Raw genomic sequence first — 22,750 nt, 5'->3', positions numbered from 1 at the left:
GACGAGGGGGTGGCCCGGCCGGGCCACCCCCTCGTCCTGGTCGTCATTGGCCTAGCGGCGGCGAAGGGCGTACCGGCTGCACCGCCAGTCCTCGGTGTACGGCAGGTCTGGCCGCCGGTCGACGATCTCCCCGCCGTGCGCGGCGACCAGTCGCTCCATGTCGGCGTGCGGTACCGGCGTCATCCGCATCGCCGCCGGGTAGTCGAGGACCCGGCGCTGAGCCCAGCTGATCAGCCGGAACGGTGCGAACCGCCAGATCAGACCCTTGAACGTGGGGGCCGCCTCGGTGGGCAGGCCCACCACGGCTACCCCGCCTGGGCGGAGGACGCGAAGAAACTCGGCGAGGTAGCGGTCGACTGCTGGTCGAGGTAGATGCTGTAGCACCAGGGCGCTGTAGACCAGGTCGAAGTGGCCGTCGGGGAACCGGCTCAGGTCGGGCGCGTCGTTGAGGACGAATTCGATCTGGCCATCGGTGCGGTCGAGCCGGCGGGCGGTGTCGAGCATGGAGGGGGCGATGTCGACCCCGACCACGTGCCCGGCGTGGGCGGCCAGCGCCTGGGAGAGTCGCCCGGCACCGCAACCGAAGTCGAGCACCCGCTCCCATCGGGTGGGCAGGCCGAGCTGGCCCAGCCACCCGACGGTCTCCTCGACGTCGGCCCGGCCTGTGGCCAGGAACTCGTCCACGTCCCACCGGCCGCCGCGCTTGCCGGGCCGGACCAGGACGGCCCAGAGCGGATCCTCGGCGCCCAGGGTGGTCCAGTCGCGGCGCACGTCGTTCAAGCTCACCGGCACACAGTAGGGCACCGGACGATCCGCCGGCACCTCCCAGCAGGTGCGAGGGCTGCTTCGCCCAGCGGCCCGGGGTGGACCGCCGGGCCGGTCAGAGGCGGGCCAGTGCCCGACGCAGCGGGTCGAGCCCGAGCGCGCCGAGGTCCAGCGCCTGCCGGTGGAACTCCCGCAGGTCGAAGTCGGCGCCCTTGCGGGCCTTGGCGTCCTCCCGCGCCTGGAGCCAGATCCGCTCGCCCACCTTGTACGACGGGGCCTGTCCCGGCCAGCCCAGGTAGCGGTTCAGCTCGAAGCGCAGCACCTCGTCCGGCACCCGGCAGTGTGCCCGCAGGAACTCCCAACCCAGCTCCGGCGTCCAGCGCTCACCCGGGTGGAAGTCGAAGGGATTGTCCTTGGGGATCTCCAACTCCAGGTGCATGCCGATGTCGACGATCACCCGGGCGGCCCGGAGCGCCTGGCCGTCCAGCATGCCGAGCCGATTGCCCGGATCCTCCAGGTAGCCCAGCTCGTCCATCAGCCGCTCGGCGTACAACGCCCAGCCCTCGCCGTGCCCGGAGACCCAGCAGAGCAACCGCTGCCAGCGGTTGAGCAACTCGGCCCGGACGGCGGTCTGCCCGATCTGGAGGTGATGGCCGGGGACTCCCTCGTGGTACACGGTGGTCACCTCGCGCCAGGTGGAGAAGTCGCTGATCCCCTGCGGCACCGCCCACCACATCCGGCCCGGCCGGCTGAAGTCCTCGCTCGGGCCGGTGTAGTAGATGGAGCCGTCGCTGGTCGGCGCGAGCCGGCACTCGATGCGCCGTACCTGCTCGGGAATGTCGAAATGCGTGCCGTTCAGCTCACTGATCGCCCGGTCGGCCAGCTCCTGCATCCAGTCGCGGAAGGCGTCCTTGCCCCGGATGGTGCGGGTGGCGTCGGCGTCCAGCGCGGCCACCGCCTCGTCGATGGTGGCGCCGGGGCCGACGATCTGCCCGGCCACCGTCCGCATGTCGGCCTCCAGCCGGGCCAGCTCCGCGAACCCCCAGGCGTACGTCTCGTCGAGGTCGACCCGGGCGCCGAGGAAGTACTGCGAGGCCAGCTCGTAGCGTTCGCGCCCGGCGGCCTGCTTCTCCCGCCCGTGCGGGGCCAACTCGGTGCGCAGGAACTGCCCGAACTCGGCGGTCGCCGCGGAGGCCGCCGCCGCACCGCGGCGCAGGTCGGCGCCGAGGGCACCGTCGGCGTCGAGCCGCTCGACCAGCCCGTGGAAGACGTTGTCGCCCTCCGGGTCCACCCAGGTGTCGCACTGCTTGGCCACCTCGACCAGCTGCGCCCGCGAGCTGACCCGCCCGGCGGCCGCGGCCTCGCGCAGCGTGGTCTTGTACGCCTCCAGCGCGCCCGGGAAGAGGTTCAGCCGGGCGGCGAGGTTGGCCTGCGCCTGCTCCCCCTCGGTCGGCATCAGGTCGAAGACCATCCGGATCTCGTGCAGCCCGCTGGTGATGACGCTGACCTCACTGGTCGTCTCACCGGTCTCGTACAGGTCGAGTTCGAGGCCCAGCCGTTCCTGCATCGCCTCCCGGGCGGTGCGTTCGGCCTCCGTCTCCGGCTCGGTGACGTCGAGCTCGGCCAGGGTGCGGCGGGTCAGCCCGGCGCGCGCGGCGTAGCCATCCGGTGACAGATCGTCCAGCTGGTCTTCGTAACCGGGGATGCCGACGAAGGTGGCGCCGGTCGGGCTCAGTGCGGCCCAGTCGGCCACATAGCGGTTCGCGAGGTCATCGATTCGTCCCACGGTGCGAACCTTACGCGAGGCGGCCACGCCGATGGTGGCGTCAGCCACGGGTCAGGGCAGCAGGTGGTTTCTGTGGTGCGCGACACGGAGGCCGAAATCCGCAGGACAATGTCGGTCCCCAGGAGCAGAGTGTCAGGGGTGACAGCCCACTTCACTCCTGACCGGCCGGCGCTGCGGAGCTGGCTGCCCGGCTTCGTCGCCCTCGCCGCGATCTGGGGCTCCAGCTTCCTGCTGATCAAGGTCGGGGTGGCCGAGCTGCATCCGCTGCACCTCACCCTCTACCGGGTCGGCTCCGGCGCGCTGACCCTGCTCGTGGCGCTCGCCGTGCTGCGTGACCGGCTGCCCCGCGATCCGTGGATCTGGGGCCACCTCACGGTGGTCGCCGCCCTCGGCGTGGCGCTGCCGTTCACCCTGTTCGGCTACGGCGAGCAGCGGATCGAGTCGATGCTCGCCGGCATCTGGAACGCCACCACCCCGCTGGTCGTGCTGCCGCTGGCGGTGCTGCTGTTCCGCACCGAGCGGTTGACCGCACGCGGTGCCGCCGGGCTGGCGCTCGGCTTCACCGGGGTGATGGTGGTGCTCGGCGTCTGGAGCGGCATCGGAGGGACGCACTTCGTCGGCCAACTGATGTGCTTCGGTGCCGCCGCCTGCTACGGCCTGGCCATCCCGTACCAGAAGAAGTTCATCGCCGGGAGGGCGCTGTCCGGGCTGTCGCTGTCCGCCGCGCAACTGGTGGTCGCGGCGGTGCAGCTGGCCGTCGTGGCGCCGCTGGTGGCCGGCGCCCCGCCGCTGCCGACCACGCTGTCACCCCGGGTGCTCGCGGCCGTGCTGGCGCTGGGCGCGCTCGGCACCGGGCTGGCATTCGTGATCAACCTCCGGAACATCCGGATCGTGGGGGCGACCACCGCGTCCACCGTGACCTACCTGATCCCGGTCTTCGCGGTGCTGATCGGCGCCGTGGTGCTCGGCGAGCGGCTGACCTGGCACCAGCCCGTCGGTGCGCTGATCGTGCTGCTCGGCGTCGCCGTGTCGCAGGGCCTGGTCGGGCGACGGCGACCGGTGGTGGCCGGTGTGGAGCGGACGGCCACTGCCGCGCCCGCCGCCCGCTGACCCGGAGTCAGGCGTGCGTCCAGGCGACCAGGTCGCCGGCCGTCCAGGTGTTGATCACGCGGTCGGCGGGGACACCGCAGCGGGCCGCGCGCTCACACCCGAAGCGTTGCCAGTCGAGCTGCCCCGGCGCGTGCGCGTCCGTGTTGATGGCGAACAGGCAGCCGGCCTCCAGCGCCCGCCGGATCAACCGCTTCGGCGGATCCTGTCGATCCGGGCGCGAGTTGATCTCCACGGCGGTGCGGTGCTCCACGCAGGCGGCGAAGACCGCGTCGGCGTCGAAGTCGCTCTCCGGGCGGGTCCGGGCGCGATGGCCCCGGTCGCCCGGCCCGGTCACGCCGGCCGGCCGGGACGACACCATCCGGCCCGTGCAGTGCCCGAGGATGTCCACGTGCGGGTTGGCGATGGCGGTCAGCATCCGGCGGGTCATCCTCGCCCGGTCGTCGCGCAGGCCGCTGTGCACCGACCCGACCACCACGTCCAGCCGGGCCAGCAACTCCTCCTCCTGGTCGAGCGAGCCATCGGCGAGGATGTCCACCTCGATGCCGGTGAGAATGCGGAACCCCTCCGGTAGCGCCTCGTTCAGCCGTGTCACCTGGTCGAGTTGGCGGCGCAGCCGGTCCGCGGTGAGCCCGCGGGCGACCTTGAGTCGGGGCGAGTGGTCGGTCAGCACCAGGTACTCGTGGCCCAGTTCGACCGCGGCCAGCGCCATCTCCTCGATCGGCGATCCGCCGTCGGACCAGTCCGAGTGGGTGTGGCAGTCGCCCCGCAGGGCGGTACGCAGGCCGGTGGCCTCGGCATCCAGGTCGGTGCCCTCGGTGGCGACCAACCGGCGCAGGTAGACCGGCTCCTCGCCGGCCAGCGACTCGGCCACGCAGCGGGCGGTGACGTCGCCCACGCCGGCCAACTCGGTGAGCCTGCCGGCGCGGGTCCGCTCGGCAACCTCCTCGCTCGGCAGCGCGGCCAGCGCCGTCGCCGCGGAGCGGAAGGCGCGTACCCGGTAGGTGGCCTCGTTCGCCCGCTCCAGCAGGAAGGCGATCCGGCGCAGGTCGGCGATGGGATCCCGCTCGCTCATGGTCCAAGAACCTACGCGGCCGCGCCGCCGGTCGGGATACGACCGGCGGCGCGGGTGGTGGTGGAAACCGATCAGCTGTACGGCAGCCGGAGCACCGAGCGGTCGCCGACCCCGAGCGTGCTGGGGTTGGTGCCGATGGCGGACCACACCTGCACCTGCACGGTGCCGCCGCGCAGGTTGCCGAGGGAACCGGTGCTGGAGTGCAGCCCGGCGGACTCGGTGTAGTGCTCCCAGCCCGGCACCGGGTCGGTGGCGAAGTAGCGGTACGTCTCCACCCGCTCCCAGCTGCCGTCACCGGTCAGGTCGTAGGAGATCCGGGCCTGCACCCCGTTGCCGACCGCCTGGCCGGCGTCGAGGAAGAGGTCGAACGCGGTCTGCGCGCCGTTGTGATCCAGGGTGAGCCCGGTCGCGGTGAACACCACCGGGTTGTTCGGCGTGCCGTCCTGGTTGGCGCCCCCGGCACCGGCCACCGTCGCGGTGCCGGCGGTGCCGGCCGCGCCCAGGCCGCCGCCCGACAGCAGGTACCGCACCGGCGCGCTGGACGGCGGGTCGGTGGGCGTCGGCGTGGGAGTGGGGGTCGGCGTGGGAGTCGGCGTCGGCGTCGGGGTGGGACTCGGCGTCGGGGTCGGCTCGACGCCCCCGCCGCCGCTGCCCCCGGTCCAGGTGTGCGCGCCGCTGGTGGCGGTACGCCCCGGCGCCACGGCCAGCTGCGTACCGTCGGAGAAGCGTACGGTCAGCGGCGAGCCGGAGATGTTGCTGGCCACGTACGTGCGGGCGCCGCCACGCTGGAAGACGGCCGCCAGTGGGTGATCGGCGGTGACCCCGGTGTCGACCCGACCGAGAGCGGCCAGGTTGCGGATCCAGTGGAAGGTGTGTGCCCGGCTCTCGCCCTCCTCCGGGGTGTATCCGGGATTGGCCCGCAGCTTGGCCAGTGCGGCGTCGGCGTCGCCGAGCGCCAGGAACTGCCAGTGGATGTCCTGCCACTCCGTCGGCTCGCCACCGTTGTTGCGGACCAGCTCCTGGTACTTGATCGAGTTGTAGTCCGGGTGGTAGCCGAGGTAGAGGTGGCCACCGGTGTTCGGCAGCAGGTTGATGCCCTGGATCATCTCCGGCTCGGCGCTGAACCAGGTGGCGTACGCACCGCCGTCGCCCCAGACCATGCCGACGTTGGAGTGCCCGAACGCTTCGGGGAAGTTCTCGTTGTCGACGTCGAACCAGTACTCGTGGATCGCCGCCGCCTGGGTGGTGTAGATGAAGATGCCGGCGTCGCGCACGGCGGTGTTCCCGGTGGCCTGGCCCCACTGGATGAGGGCGTTGGCGAAGTTCATCCCCTCGGACGACGACTCCTGGTTGTTGCCGCTGGCGAACGCGCCGTGCCCGGAGGCCCAGTCGTGCCCGGCGTAGATGTCGTAGTCGCGCAGGTACGGGAAGCGGCTGTCCGTCCGGTCGTAGTTGTTGGCATCCCGGATGAGCAGGTCGATCATGCCGCCGTACTGCTCCGGGCGGGCCCAGGCCGGGTCGAACTTGGCCAGCGTCGCGGCGGCGGCGATGTAGTAGCCGTAGTGGAAGTGGTGGTCGTTGAGCTCCTGGTCGGAGCCGTACGAGGCGGGGTAGCCGATCAGCGTGCCCCACCGCTCGTCGTAGTAGAAGAGGCGCTCGGTCTCGCCGGGCGAGGCGGTGAGCCAGTCGTTGAGCGTGGACCGGATGGCGTTCAGCGCCGAGTTCCGGGTCTCGGTGTCGCCGACCTGGTCGGCGATCTCGGCGATCCGGGCCGCCCGGCCGAGCCCCTTGCCCGTCCAGTAGGTGTCGCCGCCGCGCTGGTCCATCGGGTTGCCCCGGACCGCCGCGAGCTGCTGTTGCAGCGTGGTCAGGTCGGCGCCGGCCCCGGTGGCGACGGCGGGCACCTCCGGCAGTACGCCGTGGAACTGCATGGTGGTGCGGAACTCGCCGACCCCGGTGAGCACCTTCATCCGACCCCGGGCCGACGGGTAGGTCGGCGCGATCGGGGTGGCGCCGGTCAGGGCCTTCCACTGGTGCGGGTAGAGGCTGACCACGGTCCGCGTCTCGCTGCCCTCGCGCGGGGTGGTGGTGAAGGTGTAGCGGGTCTCCACCCGGCTGGTCGCCTGGTTGTACGTGTATCCGACCCGGGTGCCGGTGACGTGGGCGTGCGCGTACTGGCCGTAGGTGGTGGCGAGTTGGGCGCGGGCCGTGCTGTCGCTGGTGGCCGGCAGCAGCGCGACGGAGAAGTAGCCCCGCCCGGCAAGGGTGGAGCTGATCCGGCTGCCGCTGACGGTCCAGCCGGCGCCGGTCGGCGCGTACGCCACGTAGTCGTGACCGCGCACGGTGAAGCCGATGCTGCTGCCGCTGTTCGACCAGACCGTGGGGCTGCCGCCGGTCGCGTTGATCACCGCGTCACCGCCGCTGCTGCGGAAGTACGCGATCGGCAGGCCGTGGCCGACAGTGGCGCGCAGGGTCCGCGTCCCGTCACTCCAGTACGGGGTGACCGTCCAGTCCGTCCAGTCGTCGACCAGCACGTTGGGCGCCCCGAGCCCGGCCACCCCGACCCGGATGTCCTCGACGTAGGGGTACTTGAACTCGCCGACGCCGGTCGCGGTGCCGGTGATGGTGGGCGTCGAGGTGGCCGAGAAGCCGAGCCCGTCGGTGACGGGCTGGTACGACACCGGGTGCGCGTGCAGCGGCTCGCTGAAGGAGCAGTTCAGGCGCTTCCACAGCAGCGAGGACCACCAGTCGTTGGTGGGCACCGGCCCCGGCGGCGCGTCGGCGGTGGCGAACTGCCGGGGGTTGGTGGTGATGTTCCCGCAGCCGCCGGGGAGCGGGCCGACGGGGGTGGTGGTGTAGCTACCGGCGCCGACCGGTGCGGCCTGCGCCGCGGTGGTGGCGGTGATGACGGCCAGGCCGCCGAGGACGAGGGTCGCGGCGGCGGTGGCGGCCAGGATCCGGTGGTGGGGGCGGCGTGGGACGGGAGGTCTCATCTTTCCTCCATCGCGTGCCGGCCCGGCCGCGCCGGTCGGCGCACGCTTCGTCGGTATTGTGAGGTTAGTTACGTGAGAGAGCGCTCTCACATCGCGTTACGCGGACGGTAGTTCACCGGCAAGACTTGCGTCAATGTTTCCGACTGATGAAACGCGGCAGCGTCGCGTGGCGCCGCCGGGTCAGCGCGCGGGTGGCTTCGCCGGGCAGCCGTGCTTGCGGTGCCACGCGGCGACCTCGGCCGCCGGCTCGCGGTTGCCGCCCTTGCGCCACGAGTCGAGGTACGGCGCCGGCCAGACCACGCCCCGGCGGATCCACCAGCCGTCCTCGCCGAGGCAGGGCGGAGAGATGCCGAAGTGCAGGTGGCAGACGTTGTTGGCGTTGCCCGTCCGGCCCACGGTGCCGAGCCGCTGACCGGCCCGCACGCGTACGCCCGCGTCGACGCCCTCGGCGATCTCGGTCAGGTGCGAGCCGTAGTACCGCACCCCGTCGTCGCCGATGACCGACACCGACAGGCCACCGTTGTACGGCCCCTGCGGGCCGCGCCGGTCGTACCGGTCGCGCCGGCTGACCTCACCGATCGTGCCGTCGGTGACCGCGACGACGGGTTCGCCGCAGTCGGCGAAGATGTCCGTCCCCGGATACGCGGAGTGGGTCGGATGGTAGGCCACCTTCGTCGCGCGTACCGGAAAGACGTGCGGCAGCCCCGCGCGGGTCGGCGCCGCCGTCGCCGCCGGCTGGTCCGCGGTGTCGGGCGCCGGGGTGGTTGCGCCCGGCGCGCCCGTGACCGCCGGCGTGGTCGCGGCCGTCGGGCCGGCCGTCGGTGTGCCGCCGGCACCGCAGCCGCCGGCGGCGAGCACCGGCACGAGCAGCAGCACCGCGTACGCCGGCCGGCGTCCGATCCTCAGCGAGACCACCGGGCCATCCTGACAGACTCGATACGGTGGTACGCAGAGCCGTCCATGCGTGCAAGGAGTGGGCACCGATGATGCCGTACCACCCGTCGGGCCTCTTCCCTTCCGGGCGACCCCCGCGCCCCACCTACCGCGAGCCGAACCCGGTCGGGGGTGGTGGTGTCGCGGCGGGAGCCGCCGGAACACTCGCCTGGCTGGTCCTCTTCGGCCTGCTCGGCAGGGGCTTCGCCGAGTACGCCTGGTGGACGCTGCTCGCCGGCGCCCTGGCCTGGCTCGTCGCCCTGGTGCTGGTCCGGTACGGCGACCGGGGGGTGGCCGCCGGCATCGCGATCGTCACCGCCGGAGGGTGGAGCATCGCCGCCGCCGCGATCGTCACCCGCTGGGTGACCAGCGGTGATTGGCCGCTCTGGTGACCCCACCGGCGGCGACTGCGGTGCGTCGTCGTGCAGGCACCGAAACCCGTCTTGACTGGATCGCCGTAACTGGGCACTCTCCCGGTATGGCCTGGACCACTCCGCGGCTGGATCCCGATCGCAGCCGCCGCCGCCTTCAGCTTCTGGCGCAGTTGGCGGACGCGCGCGCGGTACGCGAACGTGAACGGCCACAGCGGGCCCGCACCGAACGGCTGCGCCAGCTGATCGCCACCCGTCGTCGCCTCGCCGGCTGAGTGGCCCGGAGATACTTTCCCCAGGAATGACCGGCCCTTCGGGGCGTTGACCGGTCGCCTACCGACCCGACCGGCTAACGTGCACGCTTGACGGGTCGGCGTGTGCTGTGCCGAGGCAACTTGGGGGAACCGTGTCGTACTTCGCTGCGGCCGTGGTGCGCGAGAAGGGCGGCTGGACGGCCGCCGAGCTGAGCCTGCGGGGCGCCGCCGACCTCGACGAGGTCGCCGAACGGTTGCGCGATGTCGCTCCCGACGCTGACCTGTCGCTGCTGTTCGTCGAGGCGGATGACACCTACCTGGTCATCCTGCGCCTGGACGAGGGGGAGGACCTGCGGGTCTTCGGCTCCGACTCGGCGTACGCGGAGGAATCCCGGCTGGGCGCCCTGCTGGTCGGCGACCTCAAGACATCGGTCACCGGGCTGGACGACACCGAGGAGGCGCGACCGGTCGCCACCGGTGACGGCGAGGAGAACGAGCAGCCCGCCGTCGATCCGGAGGCGGACCCGGTGGGCGAGGCGGACCTCCTCACCGACCTGGGCATCCCCGCGCAGCGGCTGCTCTCCCTCAGCGCCCACGAGGGAATGATGCCGGCCGACGTCACGGCCGAGATCTGCCAGGTGCTGGGCTGCGTCGACGAGGTCGAGGAGCTGCGTGAGGTCTGAGCCGGCTGACGGTGTCGGGCCAGCGGGCGGTGCTCCGCCATCGGGCGGTGCTCCGCCATCGGGCGGTGCCGCGCCGGTCGGTCCGGTGCCGTTCGGTGGTGGCGGGCCGAGCGACGTGACCGACCCGGTGCTGGAGACGGTCCGGCCGGGACAACCCACCCCCGGTTCGGTCGGCCGGGTCGGCCCGGGCGCGGACGAGGGCCTGGCCGATCCGACCGGCACCGGCCGGCGGCAGCGGCACGAACTCTGGATGCGCCGCGCGCTGGAGATCGCGGTCACCGGCCCCGGCGAGGCGGACGACGTGCCGGTGGGTGCGGTGCTCTACGGGCCGGACGGCACCGAGCTGGCGACCGGTCGCAACGAGCGGGAACTGACCGGCGACCCGACCGCCCACGCCGAGGTGCTCGCGCTGCGCGGGGCGGCGCAACGGCTGGGCCGCTGGCGGCTGGACGGCTGCACCCTGGTGGTGACCCTCGAACCGTGCACCATGTGTGCCGGCGCGCTGGTGCTGGCCCGGATCTCGACCGTGGTCTTCGGTGCCTGGGAACCGAAGACCGGCGCGGCCGGTTCCCTCTGGGACGTGCTGCGCGACCGCCGGCTCAACCACCGCCCCGAGGTGTACGGCGGTGTGCTGGAAACCGAAACCGCCGCCGTCCTGCGCGCCTTTTTCCGCTGAGGCCGGCTACGTCTGCCTGTCCCGCGTCGTTTCGCGCGTCGCCCAGCCCGAGGTCCGAGGCCCGAGGCGTCAGGTGGCGGGGCGGAGCAGGGTGGTGGCGATCGCCCGCGCGGTGTCCGTCCACGGGGTCGGTCGCCGGGTCGCCGGATCGAGCCGGACGATCGCCCGGCGGCCTTCCGCGTACGCGGTGGTGCCGTCGAGCGAGTGGAACCGGAAGGCGTACTCGGCGCTGCTGGTGCCGAAGTGCTCCAGCCAGAAGTGCACGGCAACCGGGCCGGTGGCGGTGATCGGTGCGCGGTAGGTGATGGTGAACTCGCGGACGGCGTGGAACACGTCGGGCGCGGTGGCCCGTCCGGCCTGGTAGGCGACGCCACGGGCGGACCAGTACGCGGTGAGCGCCCGTTCCAGCAGCAGTGCGTACCGGGCGTTGTGCAGGATGCCGAGGGCGTCGAGGTCATCGAAGTGCACGATGGTGTGCTCGACGTGGCCGTACTCGACGGCAGGCTGTACGGCGGCGGGCTGTTCGGGGGCGGGCTGTTCGGCGACGGCGTGACTCATGACGGGCCTTCCGGTAGCAGGGCAGGATCGGGGCAGAGCGCCCGCAGGCGACTCAGCACGCCGAGGCGGGCGTGCCGGTAGGTGGTCTCCGGGGCCAGCAGCTGGGAACGCATGGCGGCGGCGATCCCGAACGCGTCGATCTCGTAGGCCAGCAGCGCGACATCCACATCGGGGGGCAGTTCGCCGAGTTCGACCGCCTCCCGGACGAGCCGCTCCAGGAACGCGGTCCAGTCGGCGAAGACCTGGGTGAGGCGGTCCCGGACCGCGCCGGGTCGGGCACTGAACTCGAACTCGGTGGTGGCGAAGAAGCAGCCGCCGGGCAACACCCGCGCGGCGTAGAAGGCGAGCCGCGCCTCGTGCAGCGCCCGGATCCGGCGTACGCCCCGGGGGGTGCGCAGCGCCGGGGCGATGATCAGCGCCTGCCACTGCCCGACCGCCCGGTCGATGGTGGCGAGTTGCAGCGCCTCCTTGGAGCGCCAGTGCGCGAAGAGGCCGGACTTGCTCACGCCGAGCGACTCGGCGAGATGCCCGAGGGAGAGCCCGTCGAGGCCGCTGGTGGAGGCGAGCCTGACGGCGGCGTCCAGCACGGCGGTGCGGGTGCGCTCACCCCGGGCGAGCCGGCCGTCGACGGTCATGCGGCGAGCCTACTAAAAAAGACCGACCGGTCGTATTTATTTGTGCGGTGACGGTCGTCACTACCCGCCCGATGCGAAGCGTCCCGCCACCGGAAGCAGTGGCGGGACGCGGGAGAGGGCGGCGGGGATCAGGCGATGATCGTGTCCAGGGCGACCTCGACCATCTCGCTGAACGTCTGCTCGCGCTCCTGCGAAGTGGTCTTCTCGCCGGTCTTGATGTGGTCGCTGACCGTTAGCAGCGTCAGGGCGCGGGCCTTGAACCGGGCGGCGATCGTGTAGAGCGCGGCGGACTCCATCTCCACCGCCAGCACGCCGTACTCGGCGAGGCTGTCGTAGAGGTCCGGCCGGTCGGTGTAGAAGGCGTCCGCGGCCAGGATCGGCCCGACCCGCATCGTGACGCCGCGCCGCTCGGCCACCTCGACCGAGGTACGCAGCAGGCCGAAGTCGGCGACCGGGGCGTAGTCGATCAGCCCGTCGAAACGCATCCGGTTCATGTTCGAGTCGGTGGACGAACCGATCGCGGCGATCACGTCGCGCAGCTGAAGATCCTCGCTGAGGGCGCCGCACGAGCCGACCCGGATCAGCGACCGTACGCCGTAATCGTTGATCAACTCGTGGGCGTAGATCGAGGCCGACGGCATGCCCATCCCGGAACCCTGCACCGAGACCTCGACGCCGTTCCAGCGGCCGGTGAAGCCCAGCATCCCCCGGACCGTCGAGTAGCAGTCCGCGCCCTCGAGGTAGGTCTCCGCGATCCACTTGGCCCGCAGGGGGTCACCCGGCATCAGGACCCGCTCGGCGATCTCGCCCGGCTTCGCGCCGATGTGCGTACTCATGGCAGAGATCCTGCCAGGCCGGCCTGGCAGGGACCGGTTCGGCGTCGGAACCGGTGGTCCTGTAGCCTACTCGGCGGTGGCGTGTCCGAGTGGCCTAAGGAGCACGCCTCGAAAGCGTGTGAGGGTTTACGCCCTCCGCGGGTTCAAATCCCGCCGCCACCGCTCGTGAACAGCGAGAACGCCCGGTCGGTCCGTGAGGATCGCCCCGGGCGTTTTCGCATCTGGTCTCAGTTGTGGTCTCAGTCGGCGTCAACGGCGACACACCAGGGACGGTGAAGTAAGCCTCTTGTCACTCTTCGTGCTTGACCTCGGCAGGCTGGTCAAGCTGCTGCTGCCGGTACCCGCTGATGCGCCACGCCTTCGAGGGACTGGGAGCCGTCCGGTCAAGACCGACAGCTGCAACGTACGTTCTCAGCGGGCGATCGAGTGCATTGGCGCGACGAGGGAAGGCGCATTCCGCAACCACCGGATACTCCGAGACGGCCACCTGCGAACCTCGATCTTTACAGCGTCATCGCGGCCGAGTGGCCTGCGGTGCGGGCGGCCCTTGAAGCACGAAGTCAGCCAATGGACTGACAAACGCAAGCGGCGACGGCCCGAATGACATTCGGGCCGTCGCCGCTTCTACAGTTTTTCGCAACGCCCCGGGTGTCCGTGAGTACGCGAGCAGTTTACCTCGCCTGGCATGATTAGGTCGCAGAACGCCAGGTGGCTGGTGTTGTCCGCCAGATCGATGACAAGTTCGTCCCTGGCAATGAACTCAGGCAAATAGTGCAGCGAGCGACCGAGGATCACAGCGAGGTTGACCGCTTTGTGAAGGTCGGTCGCCTCGGTCGGAAGCAGGATAGCAAAACGGTTCGCGGCGGCTGCGTGGCGACCAGTGAAGGCGTGTACGGCATCCCTGGGAAGTGGCCGGAACACCGTGTCAGAGTCGAGTGGATGATAGGCGTTGGCCGGTGCCATGTTGGCTGGTCGGCGCTCCCGTGGCGAAAGTCGCTGCTGCACGTACGCGTCCAGTTGGTCCATCCTGTCTCCCGTTCGTCGTGCCGGTAGGGAGAGGCGTTCACCCAACAACGAATCCGGGCGGCCATTCCTCGCGACAACGGTAGTTTCGGCAGAGGATTGACCACTATGGGTGTGCAGCGGTTTGCATCGCTCAGGTGTCGAGGGCGTTGATTGCTGCGGTGATGAGGTGCCGTGCCGCAGAGCCGTAGACCGCCAGGTCGGCGAGTTGGGTGAAGACGTCGGCGTACATCGCGATCTCGCGTGGCTGGGTGATCGTGAGATGGCCGGAAACCAGCTCCACGGAGACCTGCTCGTCGTCGAACATCCAGAACCCTTCGACCGGCCACAGCGTGGACCGGTCCGCCCCGAGCGGGATCACGCCCAGGGACACCGATGGGAGGGCACCGACCGTCAGCAGGTGGCCGAGTTGGCCGGCCATGGTGTCGTCCCCGCCGATGGGATACCGAAGCACGCTCTCCTCCAGGACGATGGCGAAGCGATGATCGCCCTCGTACACGACGTGCTGCTTGTCGACACGGACCTGTACGGCGGCCTCCAGGTCGTCGGGGATGCGCCGCCGCACGATGAGGCCGGAGAGCAGCGCGGTGATGTATTCGCGTGTCTGCACTGGCCCGGGTATCAGCCGGGGAGAGTAGATGCGGAATCCACGGGTCCGTTCCCAGAGCGGCACCACGGCTTGCTGCGCCAACCGGAGGCCGGTGCGTTCCATCCGACGCCACTCCACGAACATGCCTTCGGCGATCCTCAGCGAGGCGGTCAGGTCCGCAGCCTGGTCCACGGCTCGGCAGTGCCGGCACCAGGCGTCGATGTCGTCGGGGGAAGGCGTCTGCTTGGCATGCTCGATCCTGCTCACCTTGGACGAATGCCAGCCGGCTAGCCGGCCGAGGTCACGTCCGGTCAAGCCAGCGTCGGTGCGGATTTCACGCAGGCGGACGCCGAGCGCTTCGAGTGCCTGCTGTGCACTGGACGAGGGCGACGGCACGAGAACGGCGATAGTCGGTCGTCAGATCGGCCGGTAGTCGGCGTGCGGGGTGGCACGTTCCCACACCGACTCGAACGCCGAGCTGGATAGCTTCACCACGTCCGACTCCGTCACCAGCTCGGCATCCATCTTGTCGCCCTCCCCGTTGAAGTGGTGCACCAACAACACCTCGTCATCGAACAGCCAGAAGTCGTTACCGGGCAGCGCCAGGTCAGTCGTCCGTCGTCGGGACAGCCACCGGACGTGCTCGCCCACGACGACGTTCCGGAAGGTCACGTCGTACTCGAACTGGATGTACTCGCTGACCGGCTCGGACACGACCCGTGCCCGCCGGACGTCGACCCCACGGCCTACCGTCTCGGTCACGACCTCCAGCCACGGATGCCACCACGATGCACGGTCGGCCTGGTCGAACCGGTGGCCCGCCTGCCAGTCCCGGAACATCGGATCGTCCAGTTGGTAGCCGTCACGCAACTCCAGATGCACTGCCGACCGGACACATGAGCGCAGCAGATCCTCAAGCCGAGGCGTCGGCACCACCGTTCACCTCCGGGAAAAACTGCATCATCCGCCTCGGAAACTCGATCACCGTCTCGTGGTCGGGCATATCCAGCTGGGCCAACCGCTCAAGGTCCGTCACCTTCCAACTCTGGAAAAGGTACGTGTCCCGCTCCTCATCGTAGTACAGCGTTGGCGAATCACCGTTTGGGCTATCAGGATCTTTGCCGAGAAACTCTAAGGACATTTCCAACTCCCTTAGCCGGTCAGCATCGGCGGTCATTCTGCCAGTCGGTAGACCCTGCAATCAAGATGTTTGCGTTGGTTTGCACTGGCTGCCGAATTCAGCACATTCGGAACAGCCTAAAGCGCCGCCAGTAGCCATTGCCGCGAGGGCGGTACTGGAACATCTTGCCCCAGCATCGACGGGACTCTGTCGCTCCGTCGGATTAGTAAATAAACACGTCAGGCCAGTCGCCCAGGTCCAAGCGGACTCGTGTGGGTATAAATGAATTGCATCCCTCGAAGAGCTCGATCAGCCCGGCCCCGTGTAGGTCATGCTCAAGGGAATTGAGTAGCGGAAGGAGATGTTCCACATCGGCCACAGCATAGCCGATCTGCGCAGCAGTCAGGCTCGAATTCGTCCAGTTGCTGAGCCGCTCGTCCTTACTGATGGAAACATTGAGCCGTTCTTTGAGTAGCGCTCGAAGCGAATGACGTGCGCTATCCGCATGAGGCAGCAGAAGCTTGGAGGCAATCTTAGTGCATGCAATGTTTTGTGGCTGCACGCGCCACCTGAGTTTGGTCACCGCCTCGCGGCGCGACGGGGTGTAGCGCTCTGACCTGGGGTGTTGGGTGCTGGTGGGATGTTTCTGAGGCACTAATTGGTGTCTTACGCTCGGGTTCGTGGCGTGGATTCGGCGGGTGCGGACGGCTTCGGGCGCGACGGCGGTGCAGATCGCCGAGTCCGTTGGCGGGCGTCGGCGGATCGTTGCTCATGTGGGCTCGGCGCGTACCGAGGCTGAGTTGGGGCTGCTGTTGTCGCGGGCCCGCGAGCTTCTCGCCGATCCCGGGCAGGGTGAGTTCGAGCTCGGTATCGAGCCGGTCGCGCCGAGGGCGACGTTGGTCGGCCCGGCCGGTGACGCGGCGCTGTTGGACGCCGACGGTTCACCGGAGCGTGGGCCAGCGGCGGTCGCCGCGCCGCGGGTGGTGTCGACGGCGTCGCGGGTGCTGTACGACGTGCTGGCCTCGGTGTTCACAGCCCTGGGGTTCGACGCGGTGGGTGACAGGGTCTTCCGGGACCTGGTGATCGCGCGGATCGTGGAGCCGACCTCGATCCGAGACACCGGCCGGGTGCTGACCGACCTGGGTTGTAAGCCGGCCAGCGAGAAGACGATGCGCCGCACCCTGACCCGCGCCCACACAGGCGCATACCGCGACCAGATCGCGCAGTTGTGCTTCGCCCACGCCATGAGCAGCGGCGATGTCAGCCTGTGCCTGTACGACGTGACCACGTTGTACTTCGAGGCCGACAAGGAGGACGACCTGCGCAAGGTCGGATACTCCAAGGAACGACGCGTAGACCCGCAGATCGTCGTCGGGCTGCTCGTCGACCGGCACGGGTTCCCGTTGGAGATCGGCTGCTTCGCCGGCAACAAGGCCGAGACGCTGACGTTGCTGCCGGTCATCCGCCAGTTCCAGGCCCGCCACCAGATCACCGGCATGGTCATCGTCGCCGACGCCGGCATGCTCTCGGCGACCAACCTACGCGAACTCGACGAGGCCGGCCTCGGCTTCATCGTCGGCTCCCGCACCACCAAAGCGCCGATCGACCTGGAGTCCCACTACCGCTGGCACGGGGACTACTTCACCGACGGGCAGATCATCGACACGATCACCCCCCGCACCGGCACCAACCGCGACAACGACCCCGCCCTCAAAGCCGAACCGGTGTGGAACCCACGAACCCATACATCCTCGTGGCGGGCGGTGTGGGCCTACTCAGCCACCCGCGCTGTCCGGGACAACAAGACCCTCAACGCCCAAGAGGCAAAGGCACGAGCCGTCATCGCCGGAGAGAAGACGACCCGAACCCCGAGGTTCGTCACCATCAACGGCAACACCCGCACCCTCGACGAAGCGTCACTGGCCAGAGCACGCAAACTCGTCGGGCTCAAGGGCTACGTCACCAACATCGGCCACCACGTGATGAGCCCCAGCAACGTGATCTCCAACTACCACGACCTGTGGCACGTCGAGCAGTCCTTCCGCATGTCCAAAACCGACCTCGCCGCCCGACCCATGTTCCACCACACCAAAGACGCCATCGAGGCACACCTGACCATCGTCTTCACCGCCCTGGCCGTCACCCGCGAAGTCCAGAACCGCACCGGACTCGCGATCCGCAACGTCCTCCGTCAACTACGCCCACTACGATCCGCGACCCTCGCGATCAACAACGCCACCCAGACGTTCCCACCCCAAATCGACCCCGACCAGCAAGCCATCATCAACGCCCTCACGCCGAGCGGACCTCAGGCACTAACGAAATGACCAAACTCAGGTCGTAGTACAGCGTTGGCGAATCACCGTTTGGGCTATCAGGATCTTTGCCGAGAAACTCTAAGGACATTTCCAACTCCCTTAGCCGGTCAGCATCGGCGGTCATTCTGCCAGTCGGTAGACCCTGCAATCAAGATGTTTGCGTTGGTTTGCACTGGCTGCCGAATTCAGCACATTCGGAACAGCCTAAAGCGCCGCCAGTAGCCATTGCCGCGAGGGCGGTACTGGAACATCTTGCCCCAGCATCGACGGGACTCTGTCGCTCCGTCGGATTAGTAAATAAACACGTCAGGCCAGTCGCCCAGGTCCAAGCGGACTCGTGTGGGTATAAATGAATTGCATCCCTCGAAGAGCTCGATCAGCCCGGCCCCGTGTAGGTCATGCTCAAGGGAATTGAGTAGCGGAAGGAGATGTTCCACATCGGCCACAGCATAGCCGATCTGCGCAGCAGTCAGGCTCGAATTCGTCCAGTTGCTGAGCCGCTCGTCCTTACTGATGGAAACATTGAGCCGTTCTTTGAGTAGCGCTCGAAGCGAATGACGTGCGCTATCCGCATGAGGCAGCAGAAGCTTGGAGGCAATCTTAGTGCATGCAATGTTTTGTGGCTGCACGCGCCAGGATGCAGCCATGAAACGGAGATCAAACATGGCATGGTGGAATACTTTCCGCACTCTCGCATCTTGAATTAAAGTGCATAGGTTGACGGGATGCGCGTCGCTTACTTGCATGACAATAGACCTAATGCCTCGCGCGTGGATTTGCACTGTTCCAATACTGTTCCTATTTGGGTCCAGGCCGGTTGTCTCGATGTCGCAGGCAAATTCCCCTGATGAGCGCAGGGTCGCAAAGGTGGCGTTGTCGAGATCGTCTCGAACAACGTCCACTTCCATCGTCATCATTCTAACCTCTCCTGATTTGCGTCACGACGGCAGAGATGTCATCCTCGTCCTGCTGTGTCGCAGGACGACTTGCGGTGCGGATTGAGCGAAGCTCGTCATAGACAAACTGGAACAGAGAGCCTCCGTTCTCGCATTGAATCGTTGGCAGTACCGGCGATCGCCCTTCACTGTGTTGATATAGAGCAACGACAGCCCGGTTGTCGAATCTGTAAAAGGTGAATACGCGGTCACCGGCCCAGAAGAAGACCTGAACGGACGCTCCGCCTTCCTGCTGCAACGCCTCGAATTCTTCCTTGGTCTCCCAGATCTTTTCCTTCAGCTTCTCCGGGGTGGAGCCAAACCTATTCGCCAACGTTGTGATCGTTGCAGGGTCTTCTGGATCGGCGAGGTAGACCCGAATTCGCCCCTTCGCGCTCTTGGCTAGCGTTTGCAGCTGCGAGAGGTAGGTCCGCCGCCACGTTCCACCGTAGGCGACGAAGATATCCAGCTTTTCGACACCCTTGAAGCAATATTTCCACAGCGCTTCGTCGTAGAACTGGTTCGTTATTCGCTTAAGGCCAGCCGATTCAATTTCGTTGGCCGTTCGCGTTGACTCCAGAACCTCTCGCGCGAACGAACGTTTTCCAATCAGTTCCCACAGGATGGAGATGCCGGCCGTCACGATTAGTAGCCCGCCCAGCTGTTCCATCAAGGTCCTCAAACCTGGATGACTCTGCCAGAATCGGGTCTCTTCGCCTCCTAGATATAGGAAGTATGCGCCCAGAACGAAGACAGCAGCTGCCACAAGGACGTATCTGTGGGTAGTCAACGAGCGGTAGGGCGTGTCGCGCTTCTTCGCCACGGGTTCCTCCCGGTTCTTGGCAAGCAGGTTACGCAAGAGGTCTGACAAGTTACCCGTCGAACGATTGACCTTGCGCTATTGCGATGCAGCCTGGCCGATAACTGACAGTCGCTTGACAAATGCCGCCCTGAAGTTTCGGGAGCATTTCCTGCTCGGCAGGCGTGACTGAGCCATACGCATCCCAGGCGGTTCGCCGACGACTTGGCTGCGGTCCCTGTCCATCATGTCGTATGGCTGGACGGTCTATGTCCTAGCCTCATGGCGACGGACTTCTGCGGGCACTGCCCCACCAAGCCGGCATTGGCGCTTACTGGAATTGTTCTGGGCGCGTCCGCGTCACCGGATGCGCAGGTCCGATCGACGGCCCAGGTCGGGCAGACCAGCAGGGCCCCCGCGTTTGCGGGGCCCTGCTGGTCTGGCGTCGTTACCGGCTGCCGGACTTGGGCGCGAGTTCAGGATCGACGCCAGCCCGGCGGAACAACTCCTGCAGGCGCTGCTTGACGTCGACCGTGGCGTCCAAGGACCTCAGTACGGCCGCAGACGCGCGATCCATGAGCTGGTCGAGTTCGTGCTCCCTGTCATGGTCCATGGGTTGCCTCCTTCCGGGTCGACTCGAGGTTCAGCATGCGGAGGACCTTCCGACGGGCGTGCCGCAAGTTCGACCGCACGGTGTCGCGCTGCTGTCCCGTGATCTCAGAAATCTCGGTGTGTCCGTAGCCGTCGTGATGCAGCACGAAGACCACGCGCTGAGCCTCCGGCAGGGCCCACAACATGCTCATGACCTCCGGCCGGTCCTCGTTGGCGTCGAAAGACCCCACCGTGATGTCCTGCGCCAGGTGCCTCGCCGCAGTGACCTCCCGCTCGGTCACCTGCCAACTGCGGTGCAGGATGCGAAGGGCGACGGTGCGGGTGAAGGACTTCGGGGACTTGATGGTCGGCCAACTCGTCAGCGTGACGTGCATCGCCTCCTGGGCGACGTCCTCGGCCTCGTGCCGGGACGCCCCCCAGCGGATCAGCAGTCCGACCAGAGGCTTGTAGTCGCCCTGGTAGTACGCAGCGAACTCTGCCAGCTGATCCTGGCTGAGCCGGATTTCGGTCTGTGACGACACGTCTCATTCCTCCGTTCGCCCTGGAGGATCCAGGGCAATCTGTCCGATGTGTTCATCTGCACACCTCTCTGAGGTCCTTTGCCTCCGGAGCTTCCGGATGCTGTGCGCCAGGTAGCGCACACATCGGTCGTCGTACGAGACGACGGCCAATGTCCAACTACCTGGCCCTTGTTAGTTGAGTACCGGGCAAGGGATCAGCGTGCAACGGCTCAGCAAGAAACTTGATGGCCCCGGGAGCAGGTCAGCGGGCGCGACGGGCCAAGGACGCGAGGACCATCACGACTGCTAACACGGCGGCGACCGCAGTGACGGCCAGCGAGTTCGACACCGCGTACGCGGATGGCACCCCGATCAGCGCCCCATTCATCACCACCAGGAGCTTGCCGGTGTCGTCGCGGCCCTCGGGCCGTCGCTCGGCCAGCTCGCCCCCCGTCTCACCGATGACGAGTTCCGTGGAGCCGTTCACCGTTTCGGGCACCTGACTCTCCAACCTGCCACCCGCTCGGGAGGCTCATGAGTGAAGTGCGTGGAGAGGGGCGCGTCGTGCAATCGCCAGTCATCCGATCCCGCATCGCGGCTTGGCAGTCGTGCTGCTCGTCGAGGATGGCTGGTCTCAACTGTGGTCTCATTCGCTGCCGTACGCGGTCGTCCATGACTGTCCGGCGGACAGCCGAACTACTGGTCATGTGCGCTGTCGAACCGGTGCGGACGCGTGGTCCCAGACCTCGAAAGCGTGTGAGGGTTTACGCCCTCCGCGGGTTCAAATCCCGCCGCCACCGCTCGTGAACAGCGAGAACGCCCGGTAGATCCGTGAGGATCGGCCGGGCGTCTTCCGTTGAGGGTTGGGCGTTACCGTGAGTGATTGATTGCCTTCGCTGGGATCGCATGCGATGGTTTTCCCATGATGCCGGTCGACGCCGCGCCCATCCCCCACCCCTTCCACGTCGACGCCGAGGGTGTCAACCGGACGCCCGGCCCGGACAAGCACCCCTACTACGCGCAGTTCGCCGCCTCCGAGTCCGGCATCGCTCCGGTGGTCCGGCAGGTCGGCGGGGAGTGGCTGCCGGCGCTGCTGATCTGCCGGTACGACGACGTCCGGGAGGTGCTCCGCCGACAGGATCTGTTTTCCCGGGCCGCCGCCGCGCACGCCGACCAGATCGACGTGTCCGGGACGATGCTCGGGATGGACGGCGCGGAGCACGCCGCGATCCGGGGCACGGTGAAGGACACCTTCACCCGGCCCGCCGTGTCGCAGATGCGCGACACGGTACGGGCGGCCGCCGAGGCGCAACTCGGCGTACTGGTCGCCAAGGACGGTCGGGCCGATCTGGTCGGCGACTTCGCCGTACCGTTCGCGCTGAACGTGATCTCCGATCTGCTCGGCCTGCCGGAGCCGGACCGGGCGCAGTTCCACCGCTGGGGCGACATGTTCATGGGCTCGGGCGACCTCAGCCGGGCCGAGGCCGCGCGGTCCGCCGAGGAGATGGGCGGCTATCTGTGGCAGCAGTTGGACGGGCGTCGCGGCTGCCCGGCCGGTGACCTGATGACCCGGATCGCCACGGCGGCGGCGGACCAGCCGGTGGACGTCCAGGTGAAGCTGCCTCTCTCGCTGATCGTCGGCGGATGGGAGACCACCGCCAGTTCCATCTCGACCTTCGTGTACCTGCTGCGCACCCGCCCGTACGCCGGGCACGACCGCGCGTGGGACTACCTGCTGGAGCACCCGGAGCAGGTCGACGGGGCGGTCGCCGAGTTGGAGCGGCTGCACTCGACCTCCAACGGCGACGAGATGCCCCGCCGGGTGATGGCGGACGTGACGCTGCCCAGCGGCGCCCGACTGGCCGAGGGGGACATCGTGATCCCGTCGCACGACGCCGCGAATCGGGATCCACGGGTCTTCACCGACCCGGAGCGGATGGACTTCGGGCGGGATCCGAACCCGCACCTCTCCTTCGGTTACGGCCCGCACTACTGCATCGGCGCGCACCTGGGCGCCCTGGAGGTCCGGGCCGCGCTGGCGCTGCTGCTGCGGGAGCTGCCGGGGCTGCGGCTGGCGGTGGCCTCGGACGAGGTGCGGTGGAAGCAGGGCCACGCCATCCTCGGCCCCTGGGAGCTGCCGATCAGCTGGTGAGGCGGGCAGGCCCGGCACGAACCGGCATCG

24 protein-coding genes and 2 tRNA genes are annotated in these 22,750 nt (G+C 68.4%); 9 read left to right on the top strand and 17 right to left on the bottom strand.

Going from position 1 to position 22,750, the window contains the following annotated elements; translation table 11 throughout:
- Positions 1–51 precede the first annotated feature (51 nt).
- Together O7615_RS11355 and O7615_RS11350 are read right to left on the bottom strand one after the other, a co-directional pair.
- On the bottom strand, positions 52–786 hold the full coding sequence (locus O7615_RS11355) for a class I SAM-dependent methyltransferase (protein WP_278177409.1): 735 nt from the start codon (positions 784–786) through the stop codon (positions 52–54).
- 94 nt (positions 787–880) lie between these two features.
- The gene (locus O7615_RS11350) at positions 881–2,551 is read right to left on the bottom strand and encodes a DUF885 domain-containing protein (protein WP_278177408.1); all 1,671 of its coding nucleotides are present in this window, start codon (positions 2,549–2,551) and stop codon (positions 881–883) included.
- A gap of 138 nt (positions 2,552–2,689) precedes the next feature.
- Here O7615_RS11350 and O7615_RS11345 point away from each other — a divergent pair, with 138 nt between their 5' ends.
- Positions 2,690–3,661, top strand: coding sequence for a DMT family transporter (locus tag O7615_RS11345; protein ID WP_278177407.1), 972 nt, complete (start codon positions 2,690–2,692; stop codon positions 3,659–3,661).
- A gap of 7 nt (positions 3,662–3,668) precedes the next feature.
- Here the strand turns inward: O7615_RS11345 and O7615_RS11340 are convergent, their stop codons facing one another.
- The 3 genes from O7615_RS11340 to O7615_RS11330 all read right to left on the bottom strand — a co-directional run bounded on the left by O7615_RS11340 (position 3,669) and on the right by O7615_RS11330 (position 8,641).
- Positions 3,669–4,733 carry a PHP domain-containing protein gene (locus tag O7615_RS11340; RefSeq protein WP_278177406.1) on the bottom strand — a complete coding sequence of 355 codons (1,065 nt, stop codon included), beginning with the start codon at positions 4,731–4,733 and terminating at the stop codon, positions 3,669–3,671.
- 71 nt (positions 4,734–4,804) lie between these two features.
- The gene (locus O7615_RS11335) at positions 4,805–7,726 is read right to left on the bottom strand and encodes a glycosyl hydrolase (protein WP_278177405.1); all 2,922 of its coding nucleotides are present in this window, start codon (positions 7,724–7,726) and stop codon (positions 4,805–4,807) included.
- Positions 7,727–7,906: 180 nt separating this feature from the next.
- Entirely contained in the window at positions 7,907–8,641 is a 735-nt protein-coding gene (locus O7615_RS11330) for a M23 family metallopeptidase (RefSeq protein WP_278177403.1), read from the bottom strand.
- Positions 8,642–8,709: 68 nt separating this feature from the next.
- Between O7615_RS11330 and O7615_RS11325 the strand changes: the two genes are divergently transcribed.
- The 4 genes from O7615_RS11325 to tadA all read left to right on the top strand — a co-directional run bounded on the left by O7615_RS11325 (position 8,710) and on the right by tadA (position 10,643).
- Entirely contained in the window at positions 8,710–9,051 is a 342-nt protein-coding gene (locus O7615_RS11325) for a hypothetical protein (RefSeq protein ID WP_278177401.1), read from the top strand.
- A gap of 86 nt (positions 9,052–9,137) precedes the next feature.
- The gene (locus O7615_RS11320; RefSeq protein WP_171023025.1) at positions 9,138–9,305 is read left to right on the top strand and encodes a hypothetical protein; all 168 of its coding nucleotides are present in this window, start codon (positions 9,138–9,140) and stop codon (positions 9,303–9,305) included.
- Between the two features lie 131 nt (positions 9,306–9,436).
- Positions 9,437–9,967, top strand: a complete 531-nt coding sequence (locus O7615_RS11315; protein ID WP_278177399.1) for a tRNA adenosine deaminase-associated protein — start codon at positions 9,437–9,439, stop codon at positions 9,965–9,967.
- Positions 9,968–10,169: 202 nt separating this feature from the next.
- Positions 10,170–10,643: a tRNA adenosine(34) deaminase TadA gene (gene tadA / locus O7615_RS11310; RefSeq protein WP_278182065.1), complete on the top strand. Its 474-nt coding sequence runs from the start codon at positions 10,170–10,172 to the stop codon at positions 10,641–10,643.
- 69 nt (positions 10,644–10,712) lie between these two features.
- Here the strand turns inward: tadA and O7615_RS11305 are convergent, their stop codons facing one another.
- The 3 genes from O7615_RS11305 to deoD form a co-directional block, all read right to left on the bottom strand.
- Positions 10,713–11,201, bottom strand: a complete 489-nt coding sequence (locus O7615_RS11305) for a thioesterase family protein (RefSeq protein WP_278177397.1) — start codon at positions 11,199–11,201, stop codon at positions 10,713–10,715.
- Entirely contained in the window at positions 11,198–11,836 is a 639-nt protein-coding gene (locus O7615_RS11300) for a TetR/AcrR family transcriptional regulator (protein ID WP_278177395.1), read from the bottom strand. Before O7615_RS11300 ends, O7615_RS11305 begins: the two co-directional genes overlap by 4 nt.
- Before the next feature lie 128 nt (positions 11,837–11,964).
- Complete coding sequence (deoD, locus tag O7615_RS11295) at positions 11,965–12,672, bottom strand: purine-nucleoside phosphorylase (RefSeq protein WP_278177394.1); 708 nt, start codon at positions 12,670–12,672, stop codon at positions 11,965–11,967.
- A gap of 75 nt (positions 12,673–12,747) precedes the next feature.
- Here deoD and O7615_RS11290 point away from each other — a divergent pair.
- A tRNA-Ser gene (locus O7615_RS11290) sits at positions 12,748–12,834 on the top strand.
- 462 nt (positions 12,835–13,296) lie between these two features.
- On the opposite strand, the gene O7615_RS11285 is transcribed toward O7615_RS11290, so the two are convergent.
- The 4 genes from O7615_RS11285 to O7615_RS11270 all read right to left on the bottom strand — a co-directional run bounded on the left by O7615_RS11285 (position 13,297) and on the right by O7615_RS11270 (position 15,461).
- Positions 13,297–13,698: a hypothetical protein gene (locus O7615_RS11285; RefSeq protein WP_278177393.1), complete on the bottom strand. Its 402-nt coding sequence runs from the start codon at positions 13,696–13,698 to the stop codon at positions 13,297–13,299.
- Positions 13,699–13,828: 130 nt separating this feature from the next.
- A complete protein-coding gene (locus O7615_RS11280; protein ID WP_278177392.1) occupies positions 13,829–14,680 on the bottom strand; it encodes a helix-turn-helix transcriptional regulator in 852 nt (283 codons plus the stop codon).
- Positions 14,681–14,701: 21 nt separating this feature from the next.
- Positions 14,702–15,217, bottom strand: coding sequence for a DUF6879 family protein (locus tag O7615_RS11275; RefSeq protein ID WP_278177391.1), 516 nt, complete (start codon positions 15,215–15,217; stop codon positions 14,702–14,704).
- Positions 15,198–15,461: a hypothetical protein gene (locus O7615_RS11270; RefSeq protein ID WP_278177390.1), complete on the bottom strand. Its 264-nt coding sequence runs from the start codon at positions 15,459–15,461 to the stop codon at positions 15,198–15,200. The genes O7615_RS11275 and O7615_RS11270 overlap by 20 nt, the downstream gene beginning before the upstream one ends.
- Before the next feature lie 623 nt (positions 15,462–16,084).
- Here O7615_RS11270 and O7615_RS11265 point away from each other — a divergent pair.
- The gene (locus O7615_RS11265) at positions 16,085–17,731 is read left to right on the top strand and encodes an IS1634 family transposase (RefSeq protein ID WP_278176203.1); all 1,647 of its coding nucleotides are present in this window, start codon (positions 16,085–16,087) and stop codon (positions 17,729–17,731) included.
- Between the two features lie 281 nt (positions 17,732–18,012).
- Here O7615_RS11265 and O7615_RS11260 read toward each other — a convergent pair whose 3' ends face one another.
- The 5 genes from O7615_RS11260 to O7615_RS11240 form a co-directional block, all read right to left on the bottom strand.
- The gene (locus tag O7615_RS11260; protein WP_278177389.1) at positions 18,013–18,630 is read right to left on the bottom strand and encodes a hypothetical protein; all 618 of its coding nucleotides are present in this window, start codon (positions 18,628–18,630) and stop codon (positions 18,013–18,015) included.
- Between the two features lie 10 nt (positions 18,631–18,640).
- Positions 18,641–19,480: a hypothetical protein gene (locus O7615_RS11255; protein ID WP_278177388.1), complete on the bottom strand. Its 840-nt coding sequence runs from the start codon at positions 19,478–19,480 to the stop codon at positions 18,641–18,643.
- A 424-nt stretch (positions 19,481–19,904) separates the two neighbouring features.
- Positions 19,905–20,069: a hypothetical protein gene (locus O7615_RS11250; protein ID WP_278177387.1), complete on the bottom strand. Its 165-nt coding sequence runs from the start codon at positions 20,067–20,069 to the stop codon at positions 19,905–19,907.
- Positions 20,059–20,589, bottom strand: coding sequence for an RNA polymerase sigma factor (locus tag O7615_RS11245; protein WP_278177386.1), 531 nt, complete (start codon positions 20,587–20,589; stop codon positions 20,059–20,061). Before O7615_RS11245 ends, O7615_RS11250 begins: the two co-directional genes overlap by 11 nt.
- 241 nt (positions 20,590–20,830) lie before the next feature.
- The gene (locus O7615_RS11240) at positions 20,831–21,067 is read right to left on the bottom strand and encodes a hypothetical protein (protein WP_278177385.1); all 237 of its coding nucleotides are present in this window, start codon (positions 21,065–21,067) and stop codon (positions 20,831–20,833) included.
- Positions 21,068–21,281: 214 nt separating this feature from the next.
- Here O7615_RS11240 and O7615_RS11235 point away from each other — a divergent pair.
- A tRNA-OTHER gene (locus O7615_RS11235) sits at positions 21,282–21,365 on the top strand.
- 125 nt (positions 21,366–21,490) lie between these two features.
- The gene (locus O7615_RS11230) at positions 21,491–22,720 is read left to right on the top strand and encodes a cytochrome P450 (protein ID WP_278177384.1); all 1,230 of its coding nucleotides are present in this window, start codon (positions 21,491–21,493) and stop codon (positions 22,718–22,720) included.
- The last annotated feature ends 30 nt before the right edge of the window (positions 22,721–22,750 follow it).

This window comes from Micromonospora sp. WMMD1082, assembly GCF_029626175.1.
GTDB lineage: Bacteria > Actinomycetota > Actinomycetes > Mycobacteriales > Micromonosporaceae > Micromonospora.
Note: the sequence above shows the minus strand (reverse complement) of the source record. Positions and strands in the feature narration are given on the sequence as shown.

Coding starts and splice junctions, on each gene's coding strand:
- O7615_RS11340 (WP_278177406.1), bottom strand. CDS start 4,733: ATGAGCGAGCGGGATCCCATCGCCGACCTGCGCCGGATCGCCTTCCTG.
- O7615_RS11335 (WP_278177405.1), bottom strand. CDS start 7,726: ATGAGACCTCCCGTCCCACGCCGCCCCCACCACCGGATCCTGGCCGCC.
- O7615_RS11325 (WP_278177401.1), top strand. CDS start 8,710: ATGATGCCGTACCACCCGTCGGGCCTCTTCCCTTCCGGGCGACCCCCG.
- O7615_RS11320 (WP_171023025.1), top strand. CDS start 9,138: ATGGCCTGGACCACTCCGCGGCTGGATCCCGATCGCAGCCGCCGCCGC.
- O7615_RS11305 (WP_278177397.1), bottom strand. CDS start 11,201: ATGAGTCACGCCGTCGCCGAACAGCCCGCCCCCGAACAGCCCGCCGCC.
- O7615_RS11300 (WP_278177395.1), bottom strand. CDS start 11,836: ATGACCGTCGACGGCCGGCTCGCCCGGGGTGAGCGCACCCGCACCGCC.
- deoD (WP_278177394.1), bottom strand. CDS start 12,672: ATGAGTACGCACATCGGCGCGAAGCCGGGCGAGATCGCCGAGCGGGTC.
- O7615_RS11285 (WP_278177393.1), bottom strand. CDS start 13,698: ATGGACCAACTGGACGCGTACGTGCAGCAGCGACTTTCGCCACGGGAG.
- O7615_RS11270 (WP_278177390.1), bottom strand. CDS start 15,461: ATGACCGCCGATGCTGACCGGCTAAGGGAGTTGGAAATGTCCTTAGAG.
- O7615_RS11260 (WP_278177389.1), bottom strand. CDS start 18,630: ATGGAAGTGGACGTTGTTCGAGACGATCTCGACAACGCCACCTTTGCG.
- O7615_RS11250 (WP_278177387.1), bottom strand. CDS start 20,069: ATGGACCATGACAGGGAGCACGAACTCGACCAGCTCATGGATCGCGCG.
- O7615_RS11230 (WP_278177384.1), top strand. CDS start 21,491: ATGATGCCGGTCGACGCCGCGCCCATCCCCCACCCCTTCCACGTCGAC.